Source organism: Pontibacillus salipaludis (genome assembly GCF_014642405.1).
Taxonomy (GTDB): domain Bacteria; phylum Bacillota; class Bacilli; order Bacillales; family BH030062; genus Pontibacillus; species Pontibacillus salipaludis.
Genome location: NZ_BMIN01000002.1, coordinates 364,736 through 386,561, shown reverse-complemented (window position 1 = coordinate 386,561; position 21,826 = coordinate 364,736). Strand labels below are relative to the sequence as shown.

Annotated in this window: 23 protein-coding genes, 1 tRNA gene, 1 rRNA gene, 1 other RNA gene and 1 riboswitch; of the genes, 7 read left to right on the top strand and 19 right to left on the bottom strand. The window is 39.3% G+C overall.

Annotated features, from left to right (window positions below):
- The 8 genes from IEW76_RS03960 to tadA all read right to left on the bottom strand — a co-directional run.
- A 16S ribosomal RNA gene (locus tag IEW76_RS03960) occupies window positions 1-202 on the bottom strand; the annotation flags it as partial.
- 453 nt (window positions 203-655) lie between these two features.
- Entirely contained in the window at window positions 656-919 is a 264-nt protein-coding gene (locus tag IEW76_RS03955; RefSeq protein ID WP_188651095.1) for a pro-sigmaK processing inhibitor BofA family protein, read from the bottom strand.
- Window positions 920-983: 64 nt separating this feature from the next.
- Complete coding sequence (locus IEW76_RS03950) at window positions 984-1,202, bottom strand: YaaL family protein (RefSeq protein WP_188651094.1); 219 nt, start codon at window positions 1,200-1,202, stop codon at window positions 984-986.
- Window positions 1,203-1,215: 13 nt separating this feature from the next.
- Window positions 1,216-1,812: a recombination mediator RecR gene (gene recR, locus IEW76_RS03945; RefSeq protein ID WP_188651093.1), complete on the bottom strand. Its 597-nt coding sequence runs from the start codon at window positions 1,810-1,812 to the stop codon at window positions 1,216-1,218.
- Between the two features lie 11 nt (window positions 1,813-1,823).
- Window positions 1,824-2,138, bottom strand: coding sequence for a YbaB/EbfC family nucleoid-associated protein (locus IEW76_RS03940; RefSeq protein WP_036780665.1), 315 nt, complete (start codon window positions 2,136-2,138; stop codon window positions 1,824-1,826).
- Between the two features lie 13 nt (window positions 2,139-2,151).
- Window positions 2,152-3,852, bottom strand: a complete 1,701-nt coding sequence (dnaX, locus tag IEW76_RS03935; RefSeq protein ID WP_188651091.1) for a DNA polymerase III subunit gamma/tau — start codon at window positions 3,850-3,852, stop codon at window positions 2,152-2,154.
- 156 nt (window positions 3,853-4,008) lie between these two features.
- An RNA gene (gene ffs / locus IEW76_RS03930) (signal recognition particle sRNA large type) lies at window positions 4,009-4,274 on the bottom strand.
- A gap of 107 nt (window positions 4,275-4,381) precedes the next feature.
- Window positions 4,382-4,861 (bottom strand): tRNA adenosine(34) deaminase TadA, encoded by a 480-nt coding sequence (gene tadA, locus IEW76_RS03925; protein ID WP_188651089.1) that lies wholly within the window; start codon window positions 4,859-4,861, stop codon window positions 4,382-4,384.
- 74 nt (window positions 4,862-4,935) lie between these two features.
- Between tadA and IEW76_RS03920 the strand changes: the two genes are divergently transcribed.
- The 3 genes from IEW76_RS03920 (at window position 4,936) to IEW76_RS03910 (ending at window position 7,594) form a co-directional block, all read left to right on the top strand.
- On the top strand, window positions 4,936-5,469 hold the full coding sequence (locus IEW76_RS03920) for a cysteine hydrolase family protein (RefSeq protein ID WP_188651088.1): 534 nt from the start codon (window positions 4,936-4,938) through the stop codon (window positions 5,467-5,469).
- A gap of 69 nt (window positions 5,470-5,538) precedes the next feature.
- On the top strand, window positions 5,539-6,825 hold the full coding sequence (locus IEW76_RS03915) for a glycoside hydrolase family 18 protein (protein WP_188651087.1): 1,287 nt from the start codon (window positions 5,539-5,541) through the stop codon (window positions 6,823-6,825).
- 187 nt (window positions 6,826-7,012) lie between these two features.
- Window positions 7,013-7,594: a DUF421 domain-containing protein gene (locus IEW76_RS03910; RefSeq protein WP_188651086.1), complete on the top strand. Its 582-nt coding sequence runs from the start codon at window positions 7,013-7,015 to the stop codon at window positions 7,592-7,594.
- Between the two features lie 3 nt (window positions 7,595-7,597).
- Here IEW76_RS03910 and IEW76_RS03905 read toward each other — a convergent pair whose 3' ends face one another.
- The 6 genes from IEW76_RS03905 to aldA all read right to left on the bottom strand — a co-directional run bounded on the left by IEW76_RS03905 (window position 7,598) and on the right by aldA (window position 14,814).
- The gene (locus IEW76_RS03905) at window positions 7,598-8,356 is read right to left on the bottom strand and encodes a DUF3891 family protein (RefSeq protein WP_188651085.1); all 759 of its coding nucleotides are present in this window, start codon (window positions 8,354-8,356) and stop codon (window positions 7,598-7,600) included.
- A gap of 93 nt (window positions 8,357-8,449) precedes the next feature.
- Window positions 8,450-8,962, bottom strand: coding sequence for a type 1 glutamine amidotransferase domain-containing protein (locus tag IEW76_RS03900; RefSeq protein ID WP_308422035.1), 513 nt, complete (start codon window positions 8,960-8,962; stop codon window positions 8,450-8,452).
- Between the two features lie 75 nt (window positions 8,963-9,037).
- Window positions 9,038-10,354, bottom strand: coding sequence for a lysine N(6)-hydroxylase/L-ornithine N(5)-oxygenase family protein (locus tag IEW76_RS03895; protein WP_188651084.1), 1,317 nt, complete (start codon window positions 10,352-10,354; stop codon window positions 9,038-9,040).
- Between the two features lie 210 nt (window positions 10,355-10,564).
- A complete protein-coding gene (locus tag IEW76_RS03890) occupies window positions 10,565-11,005 on the bottom strand; it encodes an RrF2 family transcriptional regulator (protein WP_188651083.1) in 441 nt (146 codons plus the stop codon).
- Window positions 11,006-11,424: 419 nt separating this feature from the next.
- On the bottom strand, window positions 11,425-13,140 hold the full coding sequence (gene acsA / locus IEW76_RS03885) for an acetate--CoA ligase (protein WP_188651082.1): 1,716 nt from the start codon (window positions 13,138-13,140) through the stop codon (window positions 11,425-11,427).
- Window positions 13,141-13,365: 225 nt separating this feature from the next.
- Window positions 13,366-14,814 (bottom strand): aldehyde dehydrogenase, encoded by a 1,449-nt coding sequence (gene aldA / locus IEW76_RS03880; RefSeq protein WP_188651081.1) that lies wholly within the window; start codon window positions 14,812-14,814, stop codon window positions 13,366-13,368.
- A 140-nt stretch (window positions 14,815-14,954) separates the two neighbouring features.
- Window positions 14,955-14,999, top strand: a riboswitch (PreQ1 riboswitch).
- A 65-nt stretch (window positions 15,000-15,064) separates the two neighbouring features.
- Here aldA and queF point away from each other — a divergent pair.
- A complete protein-coding gene (gene queF, locus IEW76_RS03875; protein WP_188651080.1) occupies window positions 15,065-15,562 on the top strand; it encodes a preQ(1) synthase in 498 nt (165 codons plus the stop codon).
- Window positions 15,563-15,899: 337 nt separating this feature from the next.
- Here queF and IEW76_RS03870 read toward each other — a convergent pair whose 3' ends face one another.
- The 3 genes from IEW76_RS03870 to IEW76_RS03860 are packed head-to-tail and all read right to left on the bottom strand — an operon-like array spanning window position 15,900 to window position 18,592.
- On the bottom strand, window positions 15,900-16,091 hold the full coding sequence (locus IEW76_RS03870; protein ID WP_188651079.1) for a twin-arginine translocase TatA/TatE family subunit: 192 nt from the start codon (window positions 16,089-16,091) through the stop codon (window positions 15,900-15,902).
- Between the two features lie 26 nt (window positions 16,092-16,117).
- A complete protein-coding gene (locus IEW76_RS03865) occupies window positions 16,118-17,830 on the bottom strand; it encodes a GMC family oxidoreductase (RefSeq protein ID WP_188651078.1) in 1,713 nt (570 codons plus the stop codon).
- A gap of 15 nt (window positions 17,831-17,845) precedes the next feature.
- Complete coding sequence (locus IEW76_RS03860; protein WP_188651077.1) at window positions 17,846-18,592, bottom strand: gluconate 2-dehydrogenase subunit 3 family protein; 747 nt, start codon at window positions 18,590-18,592, stop codon at window positions 17,846-17,848.
- A gap of 172 nt (window positions 18,593-18,764) precedes the next feature.
- Here IEW76_RS03860 and IEW76_RS03855 point away from each other — a divergent pair, with 172 nt between their 5' ends.
- On the top strand, window positions 18,765-19,364 hold the full coding sequence (locus IEW76_RS03855) for a hypothetical protein (protein ID WP_188651076.1): 600 nt from the start codon (window positions 18,765-18,767) through the stop codon (window positions 19,362-19,364).
- Here IEW76_RS03855 and IEW76_RS03850 read toward each other — a convergent pair whose 3' ends face one another.
- Entirely contained in the window at window positions 19,365-19,877 is a 513-nt protein-coding gene (locus IEW76_RS03850) for a site-2 protease family protein (RefSeq protein ID WP_188651075.1), read from the bottom strand. It abuts the gene before it with no gap.
- Window positions 19,878-20,017: 140 nt separating this feature from the next.
- Window positions 20,018-20,090 (bottom strand) — tRNA-Arg (locus IEW76_RS03845).
- A gap of 211 nt (window positions 20,091-20,301) precedes the next feature.
- Here IEW76_RS03845 and IEW76_RS03840 point away from each other — a divergent pair.
- Together IEW76_RS03840 and IEW76_RS03835 are read left to right on the top strand one after the other, a co-directional pair.
- Window positions 20,302-20,940, top strand: a complete 639-nt coding sequence (locus IEW76_RS03840; protein ID WP_188651074.1) for a deoxynucleoside kinase — start codon at window positions 20,302-20,304, stop codon at window positions 20,938-20,940.
- Window positions 20,940-21,620 (top strand): deoxynucleoside kinase, encoded by a 681-nt coding sequence (locus IEW76_RS03835; protein WP_036780606.1) that lies wholly within the window; start codon window positions 20,940-20,942, stop codon window positions 21,618-21,620. The genes IEW76_RS03840 and IEW76_RS03835 overlap by 1 nt, the downstream gene beginning before the upstream one ends.
- Window positions 21,621-21,826: the final 206 nt, after the last annotated feature.

Sequence of the window (21,826 nt, the reverse complement as noted above, 5' to 3'; positions counted from 1 at the left end):
TTCACTGGGTTATTCGGTATTAGCTCCGGTTTCCCGGAGTTATCCCGATCTCATGGGTAGGTTGCCCACGTGTTACTCACCCGTCCGCCGCTCGATCCACAACAATCACCCCGAAGGGATCATGTTGATTCACGCGCTCGACTTGCATGTATTAGGCACGCCGCCAGCGTTCGTCCTGAGCCAAGATCAAACTCTCCATAAAGTTAGAGTTTGCCTAGCATCAAATAAATGATTACTGGCTTTAAAAAAATAATTTAAAGACATTGACGTTACATGTTGTTTCGTTCAGTTTTCAAAGATCAAATGTTTCTTTAAAGTGTTTGTATAACTTGTCCGCTGTTTAACAGCGACTTAATTATCTTAACACGCGGTTGTTTTTGAGTCAATAACTTTTTTGAAGTTTTTTTAACTCGTTTTTAACCTGATTTCGAACTCCTTATAGAAGTTGCCTTCTGTTTCTAGTATAATAAGAAACTTGCGTGTTTCGAAATCGTTTTGTTTTGCCGCTCTCAATGCGACATAAATAAATATACCACGCTGTATTATATAGTGCAATGGTTTTTCTATATTTTTTTGGTTTTTTTATTAAAAAAGTACACATAAACAAGAAAAACCCGCTTATAGCGGGCTTTTCTTACGTTAGTATTATTTACTATTAAACTACAAACAATTGAATTGCAGCGAGAGATGCTAGACCCGGGAGTCCTAGAAACCCCGAAACAAAAGCTGTAAAGACGTTAATAGGAATATGGATTCCCATTGAAGCACCAAATACATTGAAAAAGAACAAGAATAAAACCCCAATAACCACCTTAATTGCTCCGCTTCCTAAAAAACGCAATGGTTTTAAAGGAGCACCTGCAAACAACAAGACGCCAATCATTAAGACTACGCTTACGATAATAACTGTAGTATTCAAAATAAATCCCCCTTTGCCTGTCCTACAGTAAATGTATGAACAGACCCAGGGGGAAATGACAGAATCAATGATTTATAGCTCTGATTTCTCTTTTCCTTGCTTCTTTTAATAAGTAGAAATACTTTGCTTCTACTAAATGTAAATCCATTAAACCTTTCTCACTTGCATCAATACTGTGCTCCATTATCCGCTCAAGAGATTCCCATTCCTGCTTGAGACGTTGGATTTGATCTAGAAGCTGTTGATCACACTCTTTTTTCTTGATCCTTTTACGTCTAAACATGATGTCCCCTCTTTTACAGTTCTCTTCTTCCTTCTAATGCCTTGGATAATGTAACTTCATCCGCATATTCGAGATCGCCGCCCACAGGTAGACCATGAGCAATTCTCGTAGTGCGAATACCAGCTGGTTTCACTAAACGTGAAATGTACATTGCTGTTGCTTCTCCCTCAATATTAGGGTTTGTAGCAATAATGAGTTCTTGAACCCCTTCATCTTGAAGGCGGTTGATTAGGCTCGAGATATTAATATCCTCTGGTCCAATCCCATCCATAGGAGAGATGGCGCCATTCAATACATGATACCTGCCACCGAACTCTTTCATTTTTTCCATTGCAATTACGTCTTTAGGGTCTTGAACTACACAAATTACACTAGAATCTCTCTGCTCATCCTGACAAATGGCACAAGGATCCTGATCCGTAATGTGGCCACACGTAGAACAGTGAGTTAGCTCCCTTTTGGCACTCACTAATGCTTTAGCAAAGTCTAAAACATCGTCCTCTTGCATTTCTAATACGAAAAAAGCCAGGCGCGCAGCCGTCTTGGGCCCAATCCCTGGCAATTTCGTAAAACTATCGATCAATTTGGAGATGGGTTCCGGATAATACATCTCAATTCCTCCTAGAACATTCCAGGCATATTCATTCCTTTAGTAAATTGCCCCATTGTATCGTTTGTTTTATCATCTACTTGCTTTAATACATCGTTAGTAGCTGCAAGAATTAAATCTTGTAACATATCAACATCATCAGGGTCTACTACATCTTCTTGGATTTCTACATCCGTAATTTCCTTTTTACCATTAGCTACTACTTTAACAACACCGCCACCAGCTGTAGCTTCAAAGCTCATTTCGTGTAGTTCCTCTTGAGCTTTCATCATTTTCTTTTGCATCTTCTGCATTTGCTTCATCATATTGTTCATATTACCTTTCATGGTAATACCTCCTTTAGTCTTCTTGAATATCTAATAAATCATCGCCAACTAACTTACGCGCTTCTGCTATAAGTGGATCTTCCTGTTGAGATTCCTCTTCTGGTTGATCTTGTTGACGTTGCTTCTGGACATACTCCTCACGCATCTCCTGCCAATTCGTTTCTGGGATTGGAATGATGGTAATTTCTTTCCCCATAAATTCAAGCAACTGCTGCTGGATAATGGCTTGATTTTCAAGAGCGAGTGAGCAGTGAATTTCATATTTAAAGGACAAGACTATCGCATTGTCGGATGCAGCTCTTGGTGTACTATTCATTAACCTTGCATGAGCCGGGGGACTCGTCTGTCTAAGAGAATCCATAAAGTTAGCCCACTGGTTTTTAATTGTTTGTAAATCTTGTTTAGAAGCCTCATTCATAACATGTCGAATTCGTTCGAACGGAATCTTATAAGCATTTTTTCTATTGGACTTTTGCTGCGGGCGTTTTTGTTCCGCAGGAGAAGGAGATGCTGCTGGTTGTTGCTGAACATTAGCTAACCGCTTTTCCAATGCCTCAACTTGTTGTTGAAGCTTTTGAACAGATTCTGGTTCAATTGAAGATTGTGGTTGAGCTACAGGTTTAGCTATGCCTTGTATATCACAAATATTCAACATAGCAATCTCAATGAAAACCTTGGGGCTGTTTGTCCACTTCATCTCTTGCTGGCACTGATTTAGAACAGATATGGTTTGTTGAATCCAGTCAGAGGTAATACCGCCACTTAACTGCTTAAACGCTTCATCTGGTATAGCGCGTTCAAGAATATCTTCAAGTCCTGGTGCACTTTGATAAAGAAGGAGATCTCTTAAGTAGTAGATAAGATCGAATATAAAACGCCCAGGATCTTTCCCCTCTTGAATGAGCGAATCCACCTGCTGTAAGGTTTCCTTCACTTCATTCTTTTGCAGGGTTTCTACAATAGTAGCTAGTTTTTGTTGAGACACGGATCCTGTTACGGCCAGCACATCATCTATACCTACTTGTGCTTCACTGTATGAAATGGCCTGATCGAGTAGACTCAACGCATCACGCATACCACCCTCCGCTGAAAGAGCTACGGCTTCCAATGCTTCTCTCGTTACATCAATTTGTTCCTGTTGCACGATATGTTCCATCCGCTCCACAAGGGCTCCTTGGGATATACGTTTGAAATCAAATCGTTGACACCTGGATATGATGGTCAAAGGAATTTTATGAGGTTCTGTAGTTGCTAGTATAAAGATGACATGTTTCGGCGGTTCTTCTAGCGTTTTTAACAAGGCATTAAATGCTCCGATGGAAAGCATGTGTACCTCATCCACAATGTACACTTTGTAAGGAACAGAACTTGGTGCATATTTCACCTTATCACGTATATCCCGTATTTGTTCTACTCCGTTATTAGAGGCCGCATCAATTTCAATAACATCTGAAATGGATCCATTCATTATGCCTAAACAAGCTGAACACTCATTGCATGGCTCTTTAACGGGAGAACGTTCACAGTTTACCGTTTTAGCGAAGATTTTAGCTGCACTGGTTTTCCCTGTTCCTCGAGGTCCTGAGAACAAATAAGCGTGGGAAAACTTATTCTGGACAGTCGCATTTTGCAATGTGCGTGTAATATGTGTTTGTCCAACGACATCAGAAAAGTTTTTCGGACGCCATACCCGGTATAAAGCCTGATAACTCATTGTTCCCAATCTCCTTTATGGTTTCTTCCTCATTATACCTAAATGCAGAGGGGCATTTCAAAAGTTATTTCCCTCTTCAACCTAGATGTTTACTATTCATTTTTTATAATAAAAAACTCACCCTATTATAAGGTGAGTTGAGTTTATGTATTGGCGCCGTGCACCCACCGTCGATGAGGCGGCCCCAAGCGTTACTTGAGTTCATGGCTCGACCCGGGCTGTCCCGCAACACACGGGAATGACCGCTTACTGCTGCTTCCTTCCGGACCTGACAGGATTTACGGGTTCCCATTGTGCGGGACCCGGGTGTCAACACCAATCCCTCAAGGCAGACCTTGAAACCGCCCCACCTTGGGTGGGAATTCGGCCTCGCTATAGCGGATTGCGAGTACAGGACACCGCTACCTTCCCGCTTAGCACGGCAAACTTGTTATCAATTTGTTCGTGCGCTCTTCTTTAAGTGCGCACTAATTAGTATATCTATTTTTCATTTAAAATGCAAACAAAAATAGCGTTTGTGTTCTGTAAGTTATTGTAAATCTTTTTTTAGGCGTTTCTTTCTTGCCCTTAGTTCACGAAAGAAATCAGTCAGAAGCCGACTGCATTCAGGTTGAAGTACTTCAGATACCACTTCACATGTATGATTAAAACGGTCATCTTCTAGCAAGTTCATTAATGAACCCACACAACCTGCTTTCGGATCATATGCTCCAAAGATAACACGAGGTATTCTAGATTGCAATATTGCTCCTGCACACATTGGACAAGGCTCTAGAGTGACATATAACGTACATTCTTCAAGACGCCAGCTCCCCACCACTTGGTTAGCTCTCTCAATAGCTATAAACTCAGCATGAGAAGAAGCTAATTGCTCTGTCTCTCGAACGTTGTGCCCCCTGGCGATCACTTCTCCGTCTTTAACAACTACAGCACCAATTGGTACCTCACCCTTTTGTTCTGCTTTCTTGGCTTCTTCTATTGCTATTTCCATAAATGCCACGTCGTTCATGTTATCACTTCACTTTACTTGTTTAATTCTCAAAACTCTAGAAAGAATAACAGTAAAAGGGAGGTTCATCTAGTATGACCAAAAAGACCGCCATTCTCTTCATTGATCTCATTAATGATTTTGAGTTCCAGCACGGACCATCACTTTTAAAAGAATGTTACACTATGCTACCAAATATTTTACGATTAAAAGCTTACGCCAACAAGCACAACCTTCCTATTATCTACATAAATGATCATTACAAACTGTGGCAAGCAGATTTAAATCGAATTATAGATCAATGTACAAATGAACAAAACAAAGCTTTTCTTGAACAAATTGCTCCAACTGAATCTGATTACTTCCTTATTAAACCGAAGCATTCCGCTTTTCACCAAACGGCTCTACAAGCTCTTCTGGTTGAATTAAACGTAAACCACCTTATTATAAGCGGGATTGCGGGGAATATATGTGTGTTATTCACTGCAAATGATGCCTATATGCGAGAATACAAACTACACGTCCCGTCTGATTGTATTGCCTCTAATGACGTCGAAGATAACATCTACGCTTTAAAGATGATGAAAAACGTTTTAAAAGCGGATGTTTCGCCTATTCACAAGAAATGATCTATTCATACTTCTCCCCCTTCTTACATAAGTCTTAATTAGTTAAGCATTTAAAAAGGGGGCAATGGTGTGCAGATACATGTCGTGTCTTCAGGCGAAAGTCTATATAGTATAGCGAACCAGTATAGCGTTCCAATGGAGGAGATTGTAAAAGCAAATGAACTAGATGCACCAAATAATCTCGTCGTTGGGCAAGCTTTAGTCATTCCAGATCGGGGCGAGTACTACTTCGTAAAAAAAGGGGATTCATTATATTCTATTGCGAAACAGTATGGTTTAACAGCCCAGGAACTAGCGAATATCAATAATATTCCTGTCGATAAACCTCTCCCACTCAATTTACGTCTATATATTCCTCCACAGCCGAAAGTAAAAGCTGCCTTTAATGGTTATGCCGAAACTTATGGTGAAGAAGTATCACCAGAATTAGAGGAATATGTGAGGGAGCACGCTAAATCCCTTACGTACTTAGCACCTTTTAGTTATGAAATTAACCGTGATGGTTCACTCGTAGAACCACCGCTTAATGACTACTTCGCCATTGCCAAAGAAAACAATGTGGAAATGATGCTTGTTGTTAACAATATTGAAGAAGGTGGTTTCAGCAAAGAATTAGGTCGCCTCATTGTAACAGATACAGAATTACAAGATACATTACTCGATAATCTTATCCAAACAGCTAAAGATAAAGGGTTCGGAGACGTTCATTTTGATTTTGAGTTTCTTCCACCAGAGACAAAAGAAGATTATAATAATTTCCTTCGAAAAGCGAAGAAGCGCCTCTCGGCAGAAGGACTACAAATGTCAACAGCACTGGCTCCTAAAAAAAGTGCTGAACAAACAGGAGCTTGGTATGGCGCACATGATTATAAAGCACATGGGGAAATTGCTGATTTCGTAGTGCTTATGACGTATGAGTGGGGTTATAGTGGTGGTCCCCCTATGCCGGTATCTCCCATCAATCCAGTACGAAATGTAGTCGACTATGCCTTAAGCGTTATGCCAGCTGAAAAGATCTTCCTCGGGCAGAACCTTTATGGATATGACTGGACGCTCCCATATAAAAAGGGTAATGAACCTGCTGAAGCCCTATCCCCTCAAAAAGCTATTCGAAGGGCTAGAGAGAATAATGTAGAAATTCAATTTGATGAAGAAGCCAAAGCTCCATTTTATACGTATAAAGACGCTAACGGAAACAAGCACGAAGTGTGGTTTGAAGATGCACGTTCGATCCAAGCTAAGTTTGATCTTGTAAAGGAGCTAGGGTTAAAGGGCGTGAGTTACTGGAAGTTAGGTCTTCCTTTCCCTCAAAACTGGCAGTTAATTGAAAGTCAATTTGATGTGGTTAAACGATAAAGTATCTTTACGAAAAAGCCATTCAAGAACAGGGAGCGCTATAGTTGCGCCCCCTATTTTTATTGTACTCTACAAGTAACTCGTAAAATCTTTCGTCATGAACCAACACAGACGTTTATTTTCTCGTCTTGTAGTAAAAACTGCTCCTTTGCCACAAGCTATCATTGTGAGAAAGGAGCTGTATTTGATGTCTGTCATTTTAAAATCTATCCTTATGATAACAGCTGGTGTATGTTTACTGAGGTTCGCAGGAAGAAAATCTATTTCACAAATGTCTTTAGCCCAAACCGTTATCATGATCTCAATTGGTTCGATTATCATTCAACCCATAATTGAAACAAGTGTTTGGCGTACTATAACAGCAGCCTCTGTTTTTGTGCTATTTCTTATTATGCTTGAATACCTACAATTAAAATTTAACTCGTTGGAAAAGTTAGTAACCGGAAAGGCGAGAGTTGTGATTCAAAATGGACAACTTCAAACGAAAGAGTTAAAAAAACTCCGCTTATCGGTCGACCAGTTAGAAATGCTTGTACGACAACAAGGCATTAAGACGCTTTCTTCTATTCAAACAGCTACAATTGAACCTAATGGACAGTTAGGTTACGAATTGAAAGAGGAAGAGAAGCCATTAACAATTGGGGAATTTAAGCGACTAATACATCCTTCTATGCTTAAGCAGGCACCAAACCCCACTCCCCAATCAAATAACGATATTTTTAAAGAAATGGCTAACAAAGAACTTCATTCAGACCCAAAACTAAAATAACTTTCATCCTTCTATAAATGTAATGGTCCTCAAATGGCATTCGGCTGATTTATATGTGTCCTCCCATAAGTCAGCCGATATTGAGTCACTTATTCTTTTATAAGGAATAGAGACAGTAAAAGGACCTTTAAACGGAAAAGGCTTAACCGCAATATGTTTTTCATCACGCCATTCAGCCTCTAACCCTGCCGTAGCAATTGAAAAAGTTTGGGGGAATCCATCCCGAAACCAAGATAACTCGTTCTCTTTCTTCACTCCAGGTGAATTCATGCAACAATAAAGGGAGAGGTCATCACAAAATTGAAGAAGGTCTAAATGCTCCTTCAGATTAGCAGTCTCTTTGGAAAGCAAGGATATGAGGCGTTCTCTTCTCATTTCTTCATTATGTAAAAACTCTCTGACCGCTTCAGATAAGGTATCAGCTTTTGAGTAAAAAGAAGCATAATGCATGCTACACAATACAGCCGCATAAAAAGAGTATTCTTCAACCTCATCAACACCTCGTCGATACGCAGCCACCTTGTCTTCTTCCGGGAAGTCAATGAATGAATAAGGCTGCTTTTTATGATCACTCCAACGAGGTTTCTGGTCTAAAGGAATCCAAGCACGATCATGAAAGGCAACAGCATATTCCACATCACCTCTAAGTTCCTCCCCCACGAAACCAGTTTCTTTCCAATTCTTAGCCATAATCCCTGATACAAGAGCGTGGTGGTGCTGTTGAAATAATAGTATATGATTAGGTTCACTTACGACGATCACATTTATCCCCTCTTCCTCTAGATAGCTAGATAAAATCCTGCAACCTAAACAGTTGCAGGATTTATATATATCTATTCAGTTACTTTCTTACCTTTACACCAATAGCTTAAGCGATTCTCGGTTAAATGCAGGGATATCATCAGGCTGACGACTTGTAACAAGCTGGTTACCGCATACTACAACTTCTTCATCTTTATAATCGACACCTGCATATTCCATGTCTACAGCAATAGATGTAAAGCCAGTAGCTGTACGTCCCTCTAATGATTTAGCTGTAATAAGCAACTGAGGACCATGGCAAATGGCAAATACAGGCTTTTTCTCATCCATGAAGTGCTTAGCAAACTTCACAAAGCGTTCATCTGCACGCAATTGATCAGGGGAAAAGCCTCCCGGGATAAGTAAAGCATCAAAGTCTTCTGGTTTCACATCGTCAATGCTCTTGTCGATTGTTACTGTTTCATTTCCTTGCTTACCAGTAACCGTCTTCCCTTGTTGTTTCTCAATGGTTACAACTTCATGACCAGCTTCTTTAAATGCCTTAACCGGATCTGTGTATTCTACGTCTTCAAAAAGTTCTGTTACGACACATGCAATTTTACTCATGATGATCTCCTTTCCTTTGCTTTGATTACATTTCCTATATTTCCCTCACAAGAATTCTTTAAACCATTGAACTCGTTATTGTCTATCACTCATTTGAAACTGCTGAAAGATGGCCCCTTCTCCCTCTGGGTAAACCATTCTACCGGCAATCGTGTTAATCATCTTTATATTTCTACTGACAGAAAGACCTAAATTATTAGCTCCCGTCCCATGAGAATGGCTGATGTTTGTCGTAACAAATATCTTATGATCGCGCTTTTGTTTAAATACGATTTCACAATTACGAGCGACTTTAAATAGGTTCTCATCCTCGTAGACAACCCCTTGAGCAAAACGATTGTTAAACCACTCGGGAATATTAGGTTTATACCCTGTAGCCAAAATAACTTTGTCCGTATTATAAGTGAAGGCTTGATCTGCTTGCCATTGATGACAATGGAGCATGTAGCTTTCTTCACTTTTCTCAATCGAACTCACTTCAGTCAAAGGCTGGATTGTAACGTCGTTTTGATTTGAACCGATAGAACGATGGTAAAGCCAGTTATAAATATTACTAAGAGTAGAAGGATCGACTCCATTTTGTAAAGAATCTAAGTCAGACAAGGTGTTCTTCCTTTGATCGTACGTTAAGGAGTTGAAATAAGTCACATAATCAGGAGAAAAGAATTCCTGTGGTAATTTGGCTGTATCTAGCTGGAAAAGGCCAGGTGAACGTGTGAGCCAGGTTATCTCATAACCATAATGCCCCTGTTCTGCCAAAAGGTCTTCTACAATCTCAGCGGCACTTTGGCCTGACCCTATTATAGTAACCTTATCCCCTTTCACTATTTCCTCTTTCTTATATAAATAGCGACTCGTGTGCACAACGTCCTCTTCAGGCAACCCTTCCATTCCATCTAGGATGAGAGGAGCACTACCTGTCCCCATCACAATATGCTTTGCGTTATAACATTCTCTTTCACCTGTACTCACATCTTCTACCATGACTTTATAATAATAAAACTCATCACTTTGAACTTCCTCAACGTCAACAACCTTTTTACTGAAGTGCAAATGATCAAGCTGACCGGCTACCCATTGCAAATACTCATTGTATTCTTCCCGCGGAGCCTGAAGTTCTTGGAAAAAGAAAAATGGGTACAAACGATTCTGCTTATGTAAATAATTGACGAAAGAAAAGCGATTCGTTGGATCTGCAAATGTTACTAAATCAGCGAGAAATGGTACCTGCATATTTGTCCCTTTAATCAACATACCCGGGTGCCACTCCAATTGGTCTGTTTGCTCAAAGAACAATCCATTTAAATCTTCCACTGGTTCTAATAGTGCCGCTAATCCTAAATTAAAGGGGCCTACCCCAACACCGATTACATCATATAATTGTTTAGACATTCTTAATCCACCTTTAGTAGAGAGTCTTCTTCATTTTCCCTCAATATCAGGAAAATAAAACAAAAAGAGTAACCTCTACCATATAGAGATTACTCTTTTTAGATATAGATCCATCAAGTAAAAGAAAAATGAGCATGGTGGTTAACTCTCTGTAAGCTATGGTTCCCGCCATAACCATAAGTATTCTTTCTATATTGATTGTCTATATAGTTATGCTTCGTAATGCAGTATCTTATTTACTTCTTCATTTTCATGAAGAAGATCCTTTAATGTGTATTGATTTAAAACATAGAAAAAAGACTGTAAGGCCTCTTCTAAAGCATATTTTAACTGATCTGATGGTTTTAAAGCTTCCTCTTTAGAACCAGACTGACCATAATCAATTAGGATAAAATCACTTTCCATTTTTCGAATGACGTCTCCTAAATTGATATTTTCAGGTCTTTCTAATAGCTTAATCCCACCTGATCTGCCTCTGACTGTTTGAATTAATTCTAACTTTCCGAGGTGAAAAACCACTTTGCTTAAATGGTTTTGGGAGATATCAAATGCTTGAGAAATTTCTTTAATTGAAGATAGATGATCTTGTTCTTTAGAACCTACGTAAACAAGAACCCTTAAAGAGTAATCCGTGTACTTTTTTAGACGCATGCATTCTGCTCCTTTATTGCCGTCTGCTTTTATTATATTATTATAGCAAAAAAACTAGTACAAACGAACAGAAAAGAAGAGTTTTTTCACCTGCATCTCTTTTTAAATATTGGTATATCAATCATAAAAGGGTTTATTACTAATATATTAACTGTATAAAACTTAAATTAAAATGCTCTTAAAGAACGGTTTTTAGTGTAAATTTATTATACTACATTAAAAATACTATAAAACAAACATTTTACTCACAACTTAAAAGAGTCCCACTTTGCACAAGTAGGGATTTGTTAATTATAAGGATTAGCTCTACAAATAGTCCTATTTTCCATTAAGGTAGATTCAGGGGAAAGCTCACCTTATAACTAAACTTTAACAAAACCAAGTAAAAAAAGCTGTTCCAAATGGAACAGCTTTTTTGGTTATTCTTCTAGAGTTGAAACATCTCCTGTAGGAAGGCCTAGCTCCCATGATTTCAATAGTCTTCTCATAATCTTACCACTTCGTGTCTTAGGAATCGTATCTTTTACTTCTAATTCACGAGGGGCAGCATGGGCACTTAACCCTTTCTTTACAAACTGGCGAATTTCCTCAAGTAACTCCTCCGACTCAGAGTATCCATCATTTAAAGTAATAAACGCCTTAATAATTTCTCCTCGCTCAGGATCTGGTTTACCAATAACTCCAGCCTCTGATACAGCAGGGTGTTCAATCAGTTTACTTTCTACTTCAAATGGACCAACTCGCTCGCCAGAAGTATTAATGACATCGTCTAATCGACCCTGGAACCAAAAGTATCCCTCTTCATCCTTGTAGGCGCTATCTCCTGATATATACCAGCCATTTAAAAAATAGCTCTCATATTTCTCAGGTCGCTTCCAAATCGCGCGCATCATGGACGGCCATGGTGCCTTAATGGCTAGGTTCCCCATCTGATTTGGAGGAAGTTCGTTCCCCTCGTTATCTATAATAGAAGCAACGATACCTGGGAAGGGTTTGCCCATTGATCCTGGTTTCATATCAAGAGCAGGGAAATTACAGATTAATTGTCCCCCAGTTTCAGTCATCCACCACGTATCATGAATACGAAGCTCTAATGCACTCATTCCCCAGGCAATAACTTCAGGGTTTAAAGGTTCACCAACACTTAGAACATGACGAAGATTCGTTAAATTATACTCCTTCACAATATCTTCCCCAGCACTCATCAATTTACGAAAAGCTGTGGGGGCTGAATACCAAACGGTAACTTCTTTTTCTTGCAATGTCTCGTACCATTGTTCAGGACTAAAGCGTCCCCCACGGACTAAGTTTGTCACACCGTTCAGCCAAGGAGCAAAGATCCCATAACTTGTACCAGTTACCCAACCTGGGTCGGCTGTACACCAGTAGATATCATCTTCTTTCAAATCCAGCACCCATTTACCTGTTTGATAATGTTGAAGCATTGCATTGTGAACATGGTATACCCCTTTTGGCTTCCCTGTTGAGCCTGAAGTATAATGAAGAAGCATACCATCTTCTAAATCAACCCATTCTACATCAAAGCTTTTAGAAGCCTCTTTCATCTCAGCATGGTAATCAATATAAGCTTCCCCTTTTTGATCTGATTCACCAACTAAGACAACCTTTTTCAGATGTGGCAAATCATTAAAAGGCACACGTTCTAATAAATCTGGGGTGGTGACTAACATAGAAGCTTCACTATCTTCTAATCGATCACGAACCGCTTGTTCCATAAATGCCTCAAATAAAGGTCCAGCTATGGCTCCAACTTTCAGAATTCCAAGGAATGCCGCATAAAATTCCGGGCTACGGGGCATGAACAAGAAAACTCGATCCTCTTTCTCTACCCCATGTTTTTTCAGTACATTAGCAAATTGGTTGCTTGATTGTTTTAAATCAGTAAAAGTTAGCTTCTCTTCTCGATCAGGAGCAGAATAAATAAGTGCAGTTTGATCCGCTTTATCTGGATTTTCAGCATGACGATCAATGGCTTCATACGCAATATTTACTTTCCCTGTCGTATGCCAGCTAAAATTGGATTTAGCTTCATCCCAATTAAAATTTTGATACGTTTCTCCATAGTTGTTCATGTTGAAATTTCCACTTTTGGTCTCAATACGTTGCATGTTCATCCAATCACCTCGTCTCCATTTTGTAAACGATTACAGATCTCATTAAAAAAAGAAAGCATCGCTTTAAACTTAAACTATTTAAAAATTCCGTTAATTAATTCTATTGTATGTGATTCAATTGTAAATTTAAAGCCATAACCCTCACAATAATTGGAATTACCTAATTCAATCAGAAAAAAAGTCCTGTAAGGAGCACCTCACAGGACTTTTAACATGACAATTTTTTTATTTTTTCTTGGAGTTATAATCCATATAAACAACCTGAGTAACAAGGAAGTCTTCTAAACCGTGCTTACCATCTGCACCACCTATACCGGATTTACGAAGCCCTTGGTGGTAGCCTTGAACGGCTTCCATATTCTCACGGTTTACATACGTTTCACCAAACTTAAGTTCATTTACAATACGCATCGCTTCACTTAGATCTTCTGTATAAACAGAAGAAGAAAGGCCATAATCCGTATCATTCCCTTTTTCGATAGCTTCATCTATTGTAGAGAAAGTTGAAACTGGAATAACAGGACCAAAGATCTCTTCTTGTATAACAGTCATATCATGTGTGACATCAGCTAAAATAGTTGGTTCATAGAAGAACCCTGATTCCTGATCTCCACGTTTTCCGCCTGTAACAATACGTGCACCTTCATTTACAGCACTCTCCACCATCTTTTCAACTTCTTGTATACGGTCTTCACTAATTAATGGACCTACATCAGCATTTTTATCCTGAAGTGGGTTCCCTACCTTTTTATCTTCAAAAGATTTTTGAAGACGATTTATAAATTCTTCTGCAATGCTCTCATGTACATATACTCTCTCAGCATTTGTACAAGCCTGCCCGTTGTTAATTAAACGAGATTGAGTAACGCTCTTAACCGCAACATCCAGATCAGCGTTAGCTGTTACAATGGCAGGTGCTTTACCGCCTAATTCAAGATTTACTTTAGTGATGTTCTGTGCAGCAGCTTCCATTACCTTCGTACCTGCTCCAACACTACCAGTCATAGAAATCATATGAACCTTTTCATGAGTAGCCATTGCATTACCTAATGTTCCACCAGTACCGGTAATATAGTTATATATTCCTTTCGGCAGATCCATTCCATCAATAATCTTTGTAAATTCTGCTGCTGTATTTGGTGTTTGTTGACTTGGTTTTAATACAATAGAACAACCTGTTACAAGAGAAGTTGCGACTTTTCGAGCTAAAATAAATATTGGGAAGTTCCAAGGGACGATACCTGCAACAACACCGATAGGTTTCTTATAGACCATAATGTTTTCATTAGGACGGTCGCTTGGTACAATCTCACCTTCAATTCTACGTGCCCATTCGGACATGTAACGGAAGTAGTCTATCGCAAGATCTACTTCTCCACTTGCTAGTTCATAGGCTTTTCCTTGCTCTTCTTGCAATAGTTGAATAAATGTATCGCGTTTTTCAGCAATTTTATCACCCATCTCACGTACCGCTTCGCCACGCTTAATAGCTGGAGTTAGCTCCCACTCCTTCTGGGCATTAAATGCTGCTTCAACAGCTTTATTTACATCCTCTTCTGTTCCTTTAGGGGTTCTTGAAATGACTTCTTCCGTTGAGGGGTTTATGATATCAATATACTCACTACCTGTAGACTCAACATATTCGCCGTTAATGTATAATTTATGGGTTTGCATGAGAATCCTCCTTAAATGAGTGTTCTCAACAAATTTACCTCGGAATCTAGAGTTCAAAACGTTTGGGTAGGTTTTACGGTTCGTTGACACCAGTATCTGCCGCTTATATACTTGGTATGAACAGTATAGGACATTCCGTATAGGGAGAGGTTCTAGCTAAACCCTCTATAAAAAACTAAAGGACAAGAGGTGGGTCTTCTATTAAAGAAGTCATCCTCTTTTTTTGTTCTTTGAGAAAGTGGTGACTACTATGGCAGGAAGAAAAGATGAAGAATTAGAAGGAGTTACGTTACTTGGCAACCAAGGAACCAGTTACTCTTTTGACTACGACCCTGAAGTATTAGAATCATTTGATAACAAACATCCCCAGCGCGATTATTTCGTCAAATTTAATTGCCCTGAATTTACAACACTATGCCCTAAAACAGGCCAACCTGACTTTGCAACAATCTATATAAGCTACATTCCAGGTGAAAAGATGGTAGAAAGTAAATCCTTAAAACTATACCTTTTCAGCTTCCGTAACCACGGAGACTTCCATGAAGACAGCATGAACATTATCATGAACGACCTAATCAACCTCATGGACCCCCGTTACATCGAAGTATGGGGCAAATTCACCCCAAGAGGCGGCATATCCATCGACCCATACTGCAACTACGGAAAACCAAACACCAAGTACGAAAAAATGGCCGAACACCGCCTGATGAACCATGATATGTATCCGGAGACGATTGATAATAGATAGAAAAGCACAGGCGGGGTGCCCAGGGTAAATCGGAAGCTCGACTAAAATCGCCACGTCCTGTGGCAACGTCGAGCGACCCCACATCCTTTGGGGCCGGATAAGCAAGCTGCCGGAAGTGGCGATTAGCCACTGCAGGTAGTTTACTTATCTCGCTAGCCCCTAGCCCCCGGAGCTAGACACCAGAAAAGCGCAGGCGACTGACCAGCCCCGTACGGATAAGACAGCTTTTCGGAAAAGGCGGTTAGCCTTTGGAGAAAAGATGACTTATCTCGCTAGGGGCTAGAAGCCGGAGCTAGACACAAAAAAGCCAAGTACAAAAAAAGTACTTGGCTTTTTACTATTCTTTTTTAGGTTCCTTCAGTGCTTTAGGCTCTTCTTCATCATCTAATAATTCCCTTGTAGATTGCTTGAATTCAGCTAAGGTTTTCCCAAAGGCTGCACCAATCTCTGGTAGCTTCTTTGGCCCAAATAAGATGAGAGATAGAATCAAAATTAGCACTAAACCCGGGATTCCGATTTGAGGAAGCATAAGGCTTCACTCCTTCTGTTTAAAAATTAAACGAGAGAACCACCATTTTTACGATATTTTTTAATACCTTCAGCAGCACGATAAGCAAGTGCGCCTACTGTATCCGTCGGGTTCACACCACCATTATGAGCAAAGGCTGAAGCTCCTACTACAAATAAGTTCTCAGCATTCCAATGCTGTAAGTAGCTATTTACAACAGAGCTATTTGGATCAGCCCCCATAATGGCTCCACCTGTATTATGTGTCGTTTGGTAAGGTACAATACTGTAATCTGTTAATTCAGGGTTTGGAACTGTTTTAGAAGCCCCCATTTTCTCTGAGATTTCTGCTGTTTTTTTAGTAATATACTTTTGAAGCTTCTTATCCTGATCTGTAAAGTTATAGGTCATGCGCAACAACGGAAGTCCATATGCATCTTTGTAGGTCGGATCAAGATCTAAGAAGTTCTCTTTATAAGGTAGAGATGCACCTTGTGACCCGATCGTTAATGTACGGGTATAATACTTAATTGAGTTGCTTTTAAACTCTTTCCCCCACCTTGGAGTGTCCGGAGGAGTTGGGTTGTTGGCAATAGGACGTTTCCCCGTTTGAGTAATAGAAATAACGCCTCCATGAATGAAATCCAGATCAGAATGGTCAAAGTTATCACCATAAAAATCATTGATAGAAGTACCAAGTGCACCGGCTCCCATAAAGGTATTAAATTGCTCTTCTTCATAAAAACCAGTAGCTCCAGGAAGGATTTGATAGCAATAACTACGCCCCACAACGCCTTGGCCTGTTTTAGGATCATATTTTTGACCTATATCAGACATCAATAAGAATTTCACATTATTCATAACGTAAGACGTGAGTGCAACGACTTCAGCAGGTTGGATGAATTCCTCGCCACTTTGAACGTCTACATACTTTACACCCGTAACCTTACTTCCATCATAAATAACCTCAGTTACGTTGGAATGGTAACGGATTTCATAGTTTCCAGATTCCTTTGCAGCTGGAATAACCGAAATTACAGGATCCGATTTTGCTCCATATTCACACCCGAAACGCTCACAGAATGCACAATACTGACATGCATTAATCTGCATACCATACTGATTTTTATATGGTTCAGAAAGGTTAGCTGAAGGAATTCTATAAGGCTTGTACCCTAATTCCTTTGTAGCTTCTGAAAACTTATCAAGTGAACGGGTACTTTTCATTGGTGGTGTTGGATAAGGGTTACTCCGTTTACCTGCCATAGGATTCTCTTCACCTGATATACCACAGGCTTTCTCAAATTGATCATAGTAGGGCTCTAACTCGTCGTATGTAATGCCCCAGTCCTGTACAAAGTAGCCATCTTTAATTTTACCTTTTCCATACTTTTTCTCTGTCATTGATTTAATTTCGAAATCATATGGGAAGAAGCGGTACGTTTGTCCATTCCAATGTACACCCGCTCCACCAAGGTTTTCTCCCAACAGAAACGAACCTAATTGACGCATAGGTAGAGCACGTTGTTTACGATTATTTCGAAACGTAATGGTTTCTTTTGAAGTATCTTGCATCAATTCATATCGGAGGGCATAACGTAACTCATCGTGTCCATGCAAATAATCCTCTGTTGACCGTTCTTTCCCTCGTTCAAGCCCCACTACTTTCATACCATCTTTAGCTAGCTCAGCTGCTAAAATACCACCTGTCCAACCTACTCCTACTGTCACTACATCCACTTTTGGCAACGTCTTTGCCATATGATCTCCGCCTTTCTATTTATTCAACATAGAATGCAAACTTTGCGGCTCTATATCTACGAATTTATCGCTCTCAATTTTACCGATATAAGACATTTGGGCACCTGGGAACTGTTTCATCTTCCAACCTTCCATATTGCGATTACCACTGTACATTGGATCTGCGTAAACTCCTTCAATTGTTGCAGCTCTCATAAGTTCAAAAAACTCAGCAGAAGTTGTTCCCGTCATCTTCACCTCATCATTTTCAAAAGCTGTTAAAATCTTATCTTGTTCTTCCGCACTCAACTCTTGAAAACTCTTCTGATAATCAGATTGACTCTTTTCTTTTAACTTCTTAATACCCATACGGAAGATTTCTCCACGATTCATACGAGACTGATATCCTTGAGTAGGTTCACCTTTATAGAAAGGCCCCTGCATATATTCTTTTGTGTTATTGCCCCATGGACCTGCGAGTTGATGATCAATAAAGAATGGAACGCCTAGCTTAATAGCTCCTGGACCATTCTCATCCTCAGGGAAAACTCTCTCGCAGCTAGAAGCTAGCACTCGAAAGTCATCACGATTTGTGAAGAACATAAAGGCATCATTAAATTGATCTTCACTTCCACCATTTGATTGATTTTTAGTTTTCGGATCATCTTCCATAACTTGCATTGTAATTAAACTAGCAATTAACCCTCCACCGACTACACCACCTGCTGCATAACCACTTTTCTTTAAAAAGTCCCGGCGACTATACTTCTCTTGCTCGCTCATGTGTAGGCCTCCCTTACATATTTTGTCTCTAGTATTCCTCTAGAAAAAACGGTTATACTTTCCAACATAAAAAAGATGCTTAAAATTTTTAAGCACCAAGAGAAATATGTTAAAATTTTCTATGTTAGATAGCTGTACATATAAGAGAGAGAATGCAAGAGGGGGAGTTTAATTGAAGGCTATGATCGGGCAAGATACAAAGCCCATTAAGGTTGGTATGATTGTTATATTTATTATTGGGAGCTTTTTCTTCCCGCTTTTTTTGGTAATCTTCTTCCAAGATATTTTTTTCTTTTCTAGAGATCATATCTACTTCCAACCATTGCTATCTGCTTATGTATTATTCTTTGCAGGTTCTATGTTAATGGCCGGGACGCTCCTTCTAGATTTACTATACAACTCAAGAAGAGAACACAAGAATTTAAAGCATAGGCCATGGATGTTTTTCTTAGGGCTCCCTGCCGTTATACTTACTTGCATACTAGGAATAAATAGTTACTTCTATTTTGACCCTAAAGGTCTACACTTTAATGAAGCATTCACGTTAGAACGGACCGATATGGAATGGTCAGATATGAAAGAAGTGATTAAGGTCACCACCCGCGAGAACAATACAATCACATTGAAAGAACATGAGTTTATCGGAAAAGATGGTTCTCATTTTACCGTGCAAAATGATAGAGATTTCTTCGATTATAGAAACAAGATATACGCGTACTTAGAAGCGGCAGATGTACCTATGAAAACAGTCTTTATTGAACCAGAAGAATAGTTAACAGTTTACATCCTCTTCTGCCCACTGCTCCTTCTGGAAGGTGGCCCTTTTTCCATCTTTCAACATCTCAAATACAACTAATCCATTGCTTGGTTGTCCATCCGGGTAACGCATAGGGATCGCATCAAACATAACAAAATAAATGGAATAATACACAAAAAGGTTCCAGAACTTCTGTCCTTCAATAAGATCATAATAAATGAGTGCATTAACTCCTATGGCTGCCATTATGTTAAAAATCATGGGGCCAGCGTATACGAGGATATAATGGATACGCGAGTTCTTTTCAAGGCGTTCAAACTGACACCAGCTATAAAAGAAGTAATACTTTCGAAAGCACAGTCTTCCAATTTGCAGTATGGGTTTACCGCAACCAATATCTAACGTTTGATTTCTCGCTTTAAAAAGCACCGCAAAGAATAAGTGTCCAATCTCGTGGATCATAGACACAATGGGGAGTATAATAAATATCGAAACCATAAGATACAAAATATCGTACAACCCAAACATTCTAATTGCCTCCCCATGCGGTAAAAGTAGTCATGTGGGTTGGATTCCTTTTCAAAGTAGAAGTTAAACTAGGAACACTATCCTAAAATAGGGAATATAAAGAAAAAGCTGTCCAAATTGGACAGCTTTTTCTTATAAGATGACCCCGGCAGGATTCGAACCTGCGACACAAGGTTTAGGAAACCTATGCTCTATCCCCTGAGCTACGGAGCCATATGAATATACAATCTATTATATAGAAAAGTTATGGTTTTGAAAAGTTTCAGTTCTTAGCTCAATACATGGTATACAAGGAAATCGTGCAACCTACATATGGAATGAATTTTAGAGGTTATGACCGTTACTTACGCCGGGTGATTATGATAAAATGTAGTTTGTCTGTCTGAACGTATAGAGTAATACTGTTGGCGAAGGAGGAGGAGAGATGGGGAATACTCCCTTTATTGCAGTAGAAGGACCAATTGGGGTAGGTAAAACATCATTAGCTCAAAAATTGGCTTCCCAATTTGAATATACACTATTGAAAGAAATCGTAGAAGAGAATCCATTCTTAGGTAAATTCTACGACAACATTGAAGAGTGGAGTTTTCAAACAGAAATGTTCTTCCTGTGCAATCGATTTAAACAACTAGAAGATATTGAAACGTACTATTTGAATCAGAACAAACCTGTTATTTCTGATTATCACATTTCTAAGAACTTAATCTTTGCAGAAAGAACATTAAAAGAAGAACAATACAATAAATATGTTCAAATATACGATATTCTTACTAAGGATATGCCTCGCCCAAATATGATCATTTATTTACACGCTAGCCTTGATAAGCTACTAGAACGTATTAGAATGCGCGGGCGTGAGGTGGAGCAAAATATTCAAGCGAGTTATTTAGAACAGTTACTCCGAGATTATGATTTATTTATGGAGAAATTCGAACGTGAGCACCCAGATATACCAGTGATCCGCTTCAACGGAGATAATCTCGATTTTGTTAAGCACCAGGATGATTTAGATTATATGATTCAAACAATAGAGAATCACTTTAAAAAAGGGGAAGTTATATAATGAATGCACGCAACCAATATGGCATTCCACATGACGCCGTCATTACAATTGCGGGCACAGTCGGCGTTGGAAAGTCCACGATGACAAACGCTCTAGCCAGTGCCTTAAATTTTCGAACGTCATTTGAGAAGGTAGACACTAATCCATATTTGGATAAGTTTTATAATGACTTTGAACGTTGGAGCTTTCATCTACAAATATATTTCTTAGCTGAACGATTTAAAGAACAAAAGAAAATTTTCGAATATGGCGGTGGCTTCATACAAGACCGTTCAATTTATGAAGATACGGGCATATTCGCTAAAATGCACTATGAAAAAGGTACAATGAATGAAGTAGACTATAACACGTATACAAACTTGTTTGATGCTATGGTCATGACACCTTACTTCCCACATCCGGACCTTCTCATATACCTAGAAGGTTCATTTGATGATGTAGTAGGCCGTATCAAAGAACGCGGACGTCCTATGGAGCAGCAAACTCCTGTGGAATACTGGGAAGAAATGTTCGGCCGTTATGAGAACTGGATCGATAACTTCAATGCATGCCCTGTACTACGTCTCAATATTGCTGATTATGACGTTGTAAATGATGAGAATTCCATTGAACCTATCTTAGAAAAGATCGGTCATTTCATCCAACAATCCCGTAAATGGCGCTCTCGTCAACTAACGTAAAAAAGTGTGAGCTTTCCTATCTAAAGGAAAAGCTCACACTTTTTTATAATCTCTGAAATTTGCAGATCCGTTACTTTAGAAGTGCTTGGTCTGGCTAGAGGATCACGGTTCTCTAAACAAAAGCAGACGGAAACCTTCTCTCAAGCTTAAAGGTTGCTTCCTTATTATTGACGACCAAGCATATTATAATAGAACATCAAAAAAAC

Bases quoted from the DNA above. Each gene is read 5' to 3' on its own strand.
- IEW76_RS03840 (WP_188651074.1), top strand. From the start codon at position 20,302: ATGGGGAATACTCCCTTTATTGCAGTAGAAGGACCAATTGGGGTAGGT.
- tadA (WP_188651089.1), bottom strand. From the start codon at position 4,861: ATGAACGACGTGGCATTTATGGAAATAGCAATAGAAGAAGCCAAGAAA.
- IEW76_RS03910 (WP_188651086.1), top strand. From the start codon at position 7,013: ATGTCTGTCATTTTAAAATCTATCCTTATGATAACAGCTGGTGTATGT.
- IEW76_RS03940 (WP_036780665.1), bottom strand. From the start codon at position 2,138: ATGAAAGGTAATATGAACAATATGATGAAGCAAATGCAGAAGATGCAA.
- queF (WP_188651080.1), top strand. From the start codon at position 15,065: ATGGCAGGAAGAAAAGATGAAGAATTAGAAGGAGTTACGTTACTTGGC.
- IEW76_RS03860 (WP_188651077.1), bottom strand. From the start codon at position 18,592: ATGAGCGAGCAAGAGAAGTATAGTCGCCGGGACTTTTTAAAGAAAAGT.
- recR (WP_188651093.1), bottom strand. From the start codon at position 1,812: ATGTATTATCCGGAACCCATCTCCAAATTGATCGATAGTTTTACGAAA.
- dnaX (WP_188651091.1), bottom strand. From the start codon at position 3,852: ATGAGTTATCAGGCTTTATACCGGGTATGGCGTCCGAAAAACTTTTCT.
- IEW76_RS03890 (WP_188651083.1), bottom strand. From the start codon at position 11,005: ATGCGTCTAAAAAAGTACACGGATTACTCTTTAAGGGTTCTTGTTTAC.
- IEW76_RS03895 (WP_188651084.1), bottom strand. From the start codon at position 10,354: ATGTCTAAACAATTATATGATGTAATCGGTGTTGGGGTAGGCCCCTTT.
- aldA (WP_188651081.1), bottom strand. From the start codon at position 14,814: ATGCAAACCCATAAATTATACATTAACGGCGAATATGTTGAGTCTACA.
- IEW76_RS03920 (WP_188651088.1), top strand. From the start codon at position 4,936: ATGACCAAAAAGACCGCCATTCTCTTCATTGATCTCATTAATGATTTT.
- acsA (WP_188651082.1), bottom strand. From the start codon at position 13,140: ATGAACATGCAACGTATTGAGACCAAAAGTGGAAATTTCAACATGAAC.
- IEW76_RS03835 (WP_036780606.1), top strand. From the start codon at position 20,940: ATGAATGCACGCAACCAATATGGCATTCCACATGACGCCGTCATTACA.
- IEW76_RS03870 (WP_188651079.1), bottom strand. From the start codon at position 16,091: ATGCTTCCTCAAATCGGAATCCCGGGTTTAGTGCTAATTTTGATTCTA.
- IEW76_RS03900 (WP_308422035.1), bottom strand. From the start codon at position 8,962: ATGAGTAAAATTGCATGTGTCGTAACAGAACTTTTTGAAGACGTAGAA.
- IEW76_RS03950 (WP_188651094.1), bottom strand. From the start codon at position 1,202: ATGTTTAGACGTAAAAGGATCAAGAAAAAAGAGTGTGATCAACAGCTT.
- IEW76_RS03865 (WP_188651078.1), bottom strand. From the start codon at position 17,830: ATGGCAAAGACGTTGCCAAAAGTGGATGTAGTGACAGTAGGAGTAGGT.
- IEW76_RS03850 (WP_188651075.1), bottom strand. From the start codon at position 19,877: ATGTTTGGGTTGTACGATATTTTGTATCTTATGGTTTCGATATTTATT.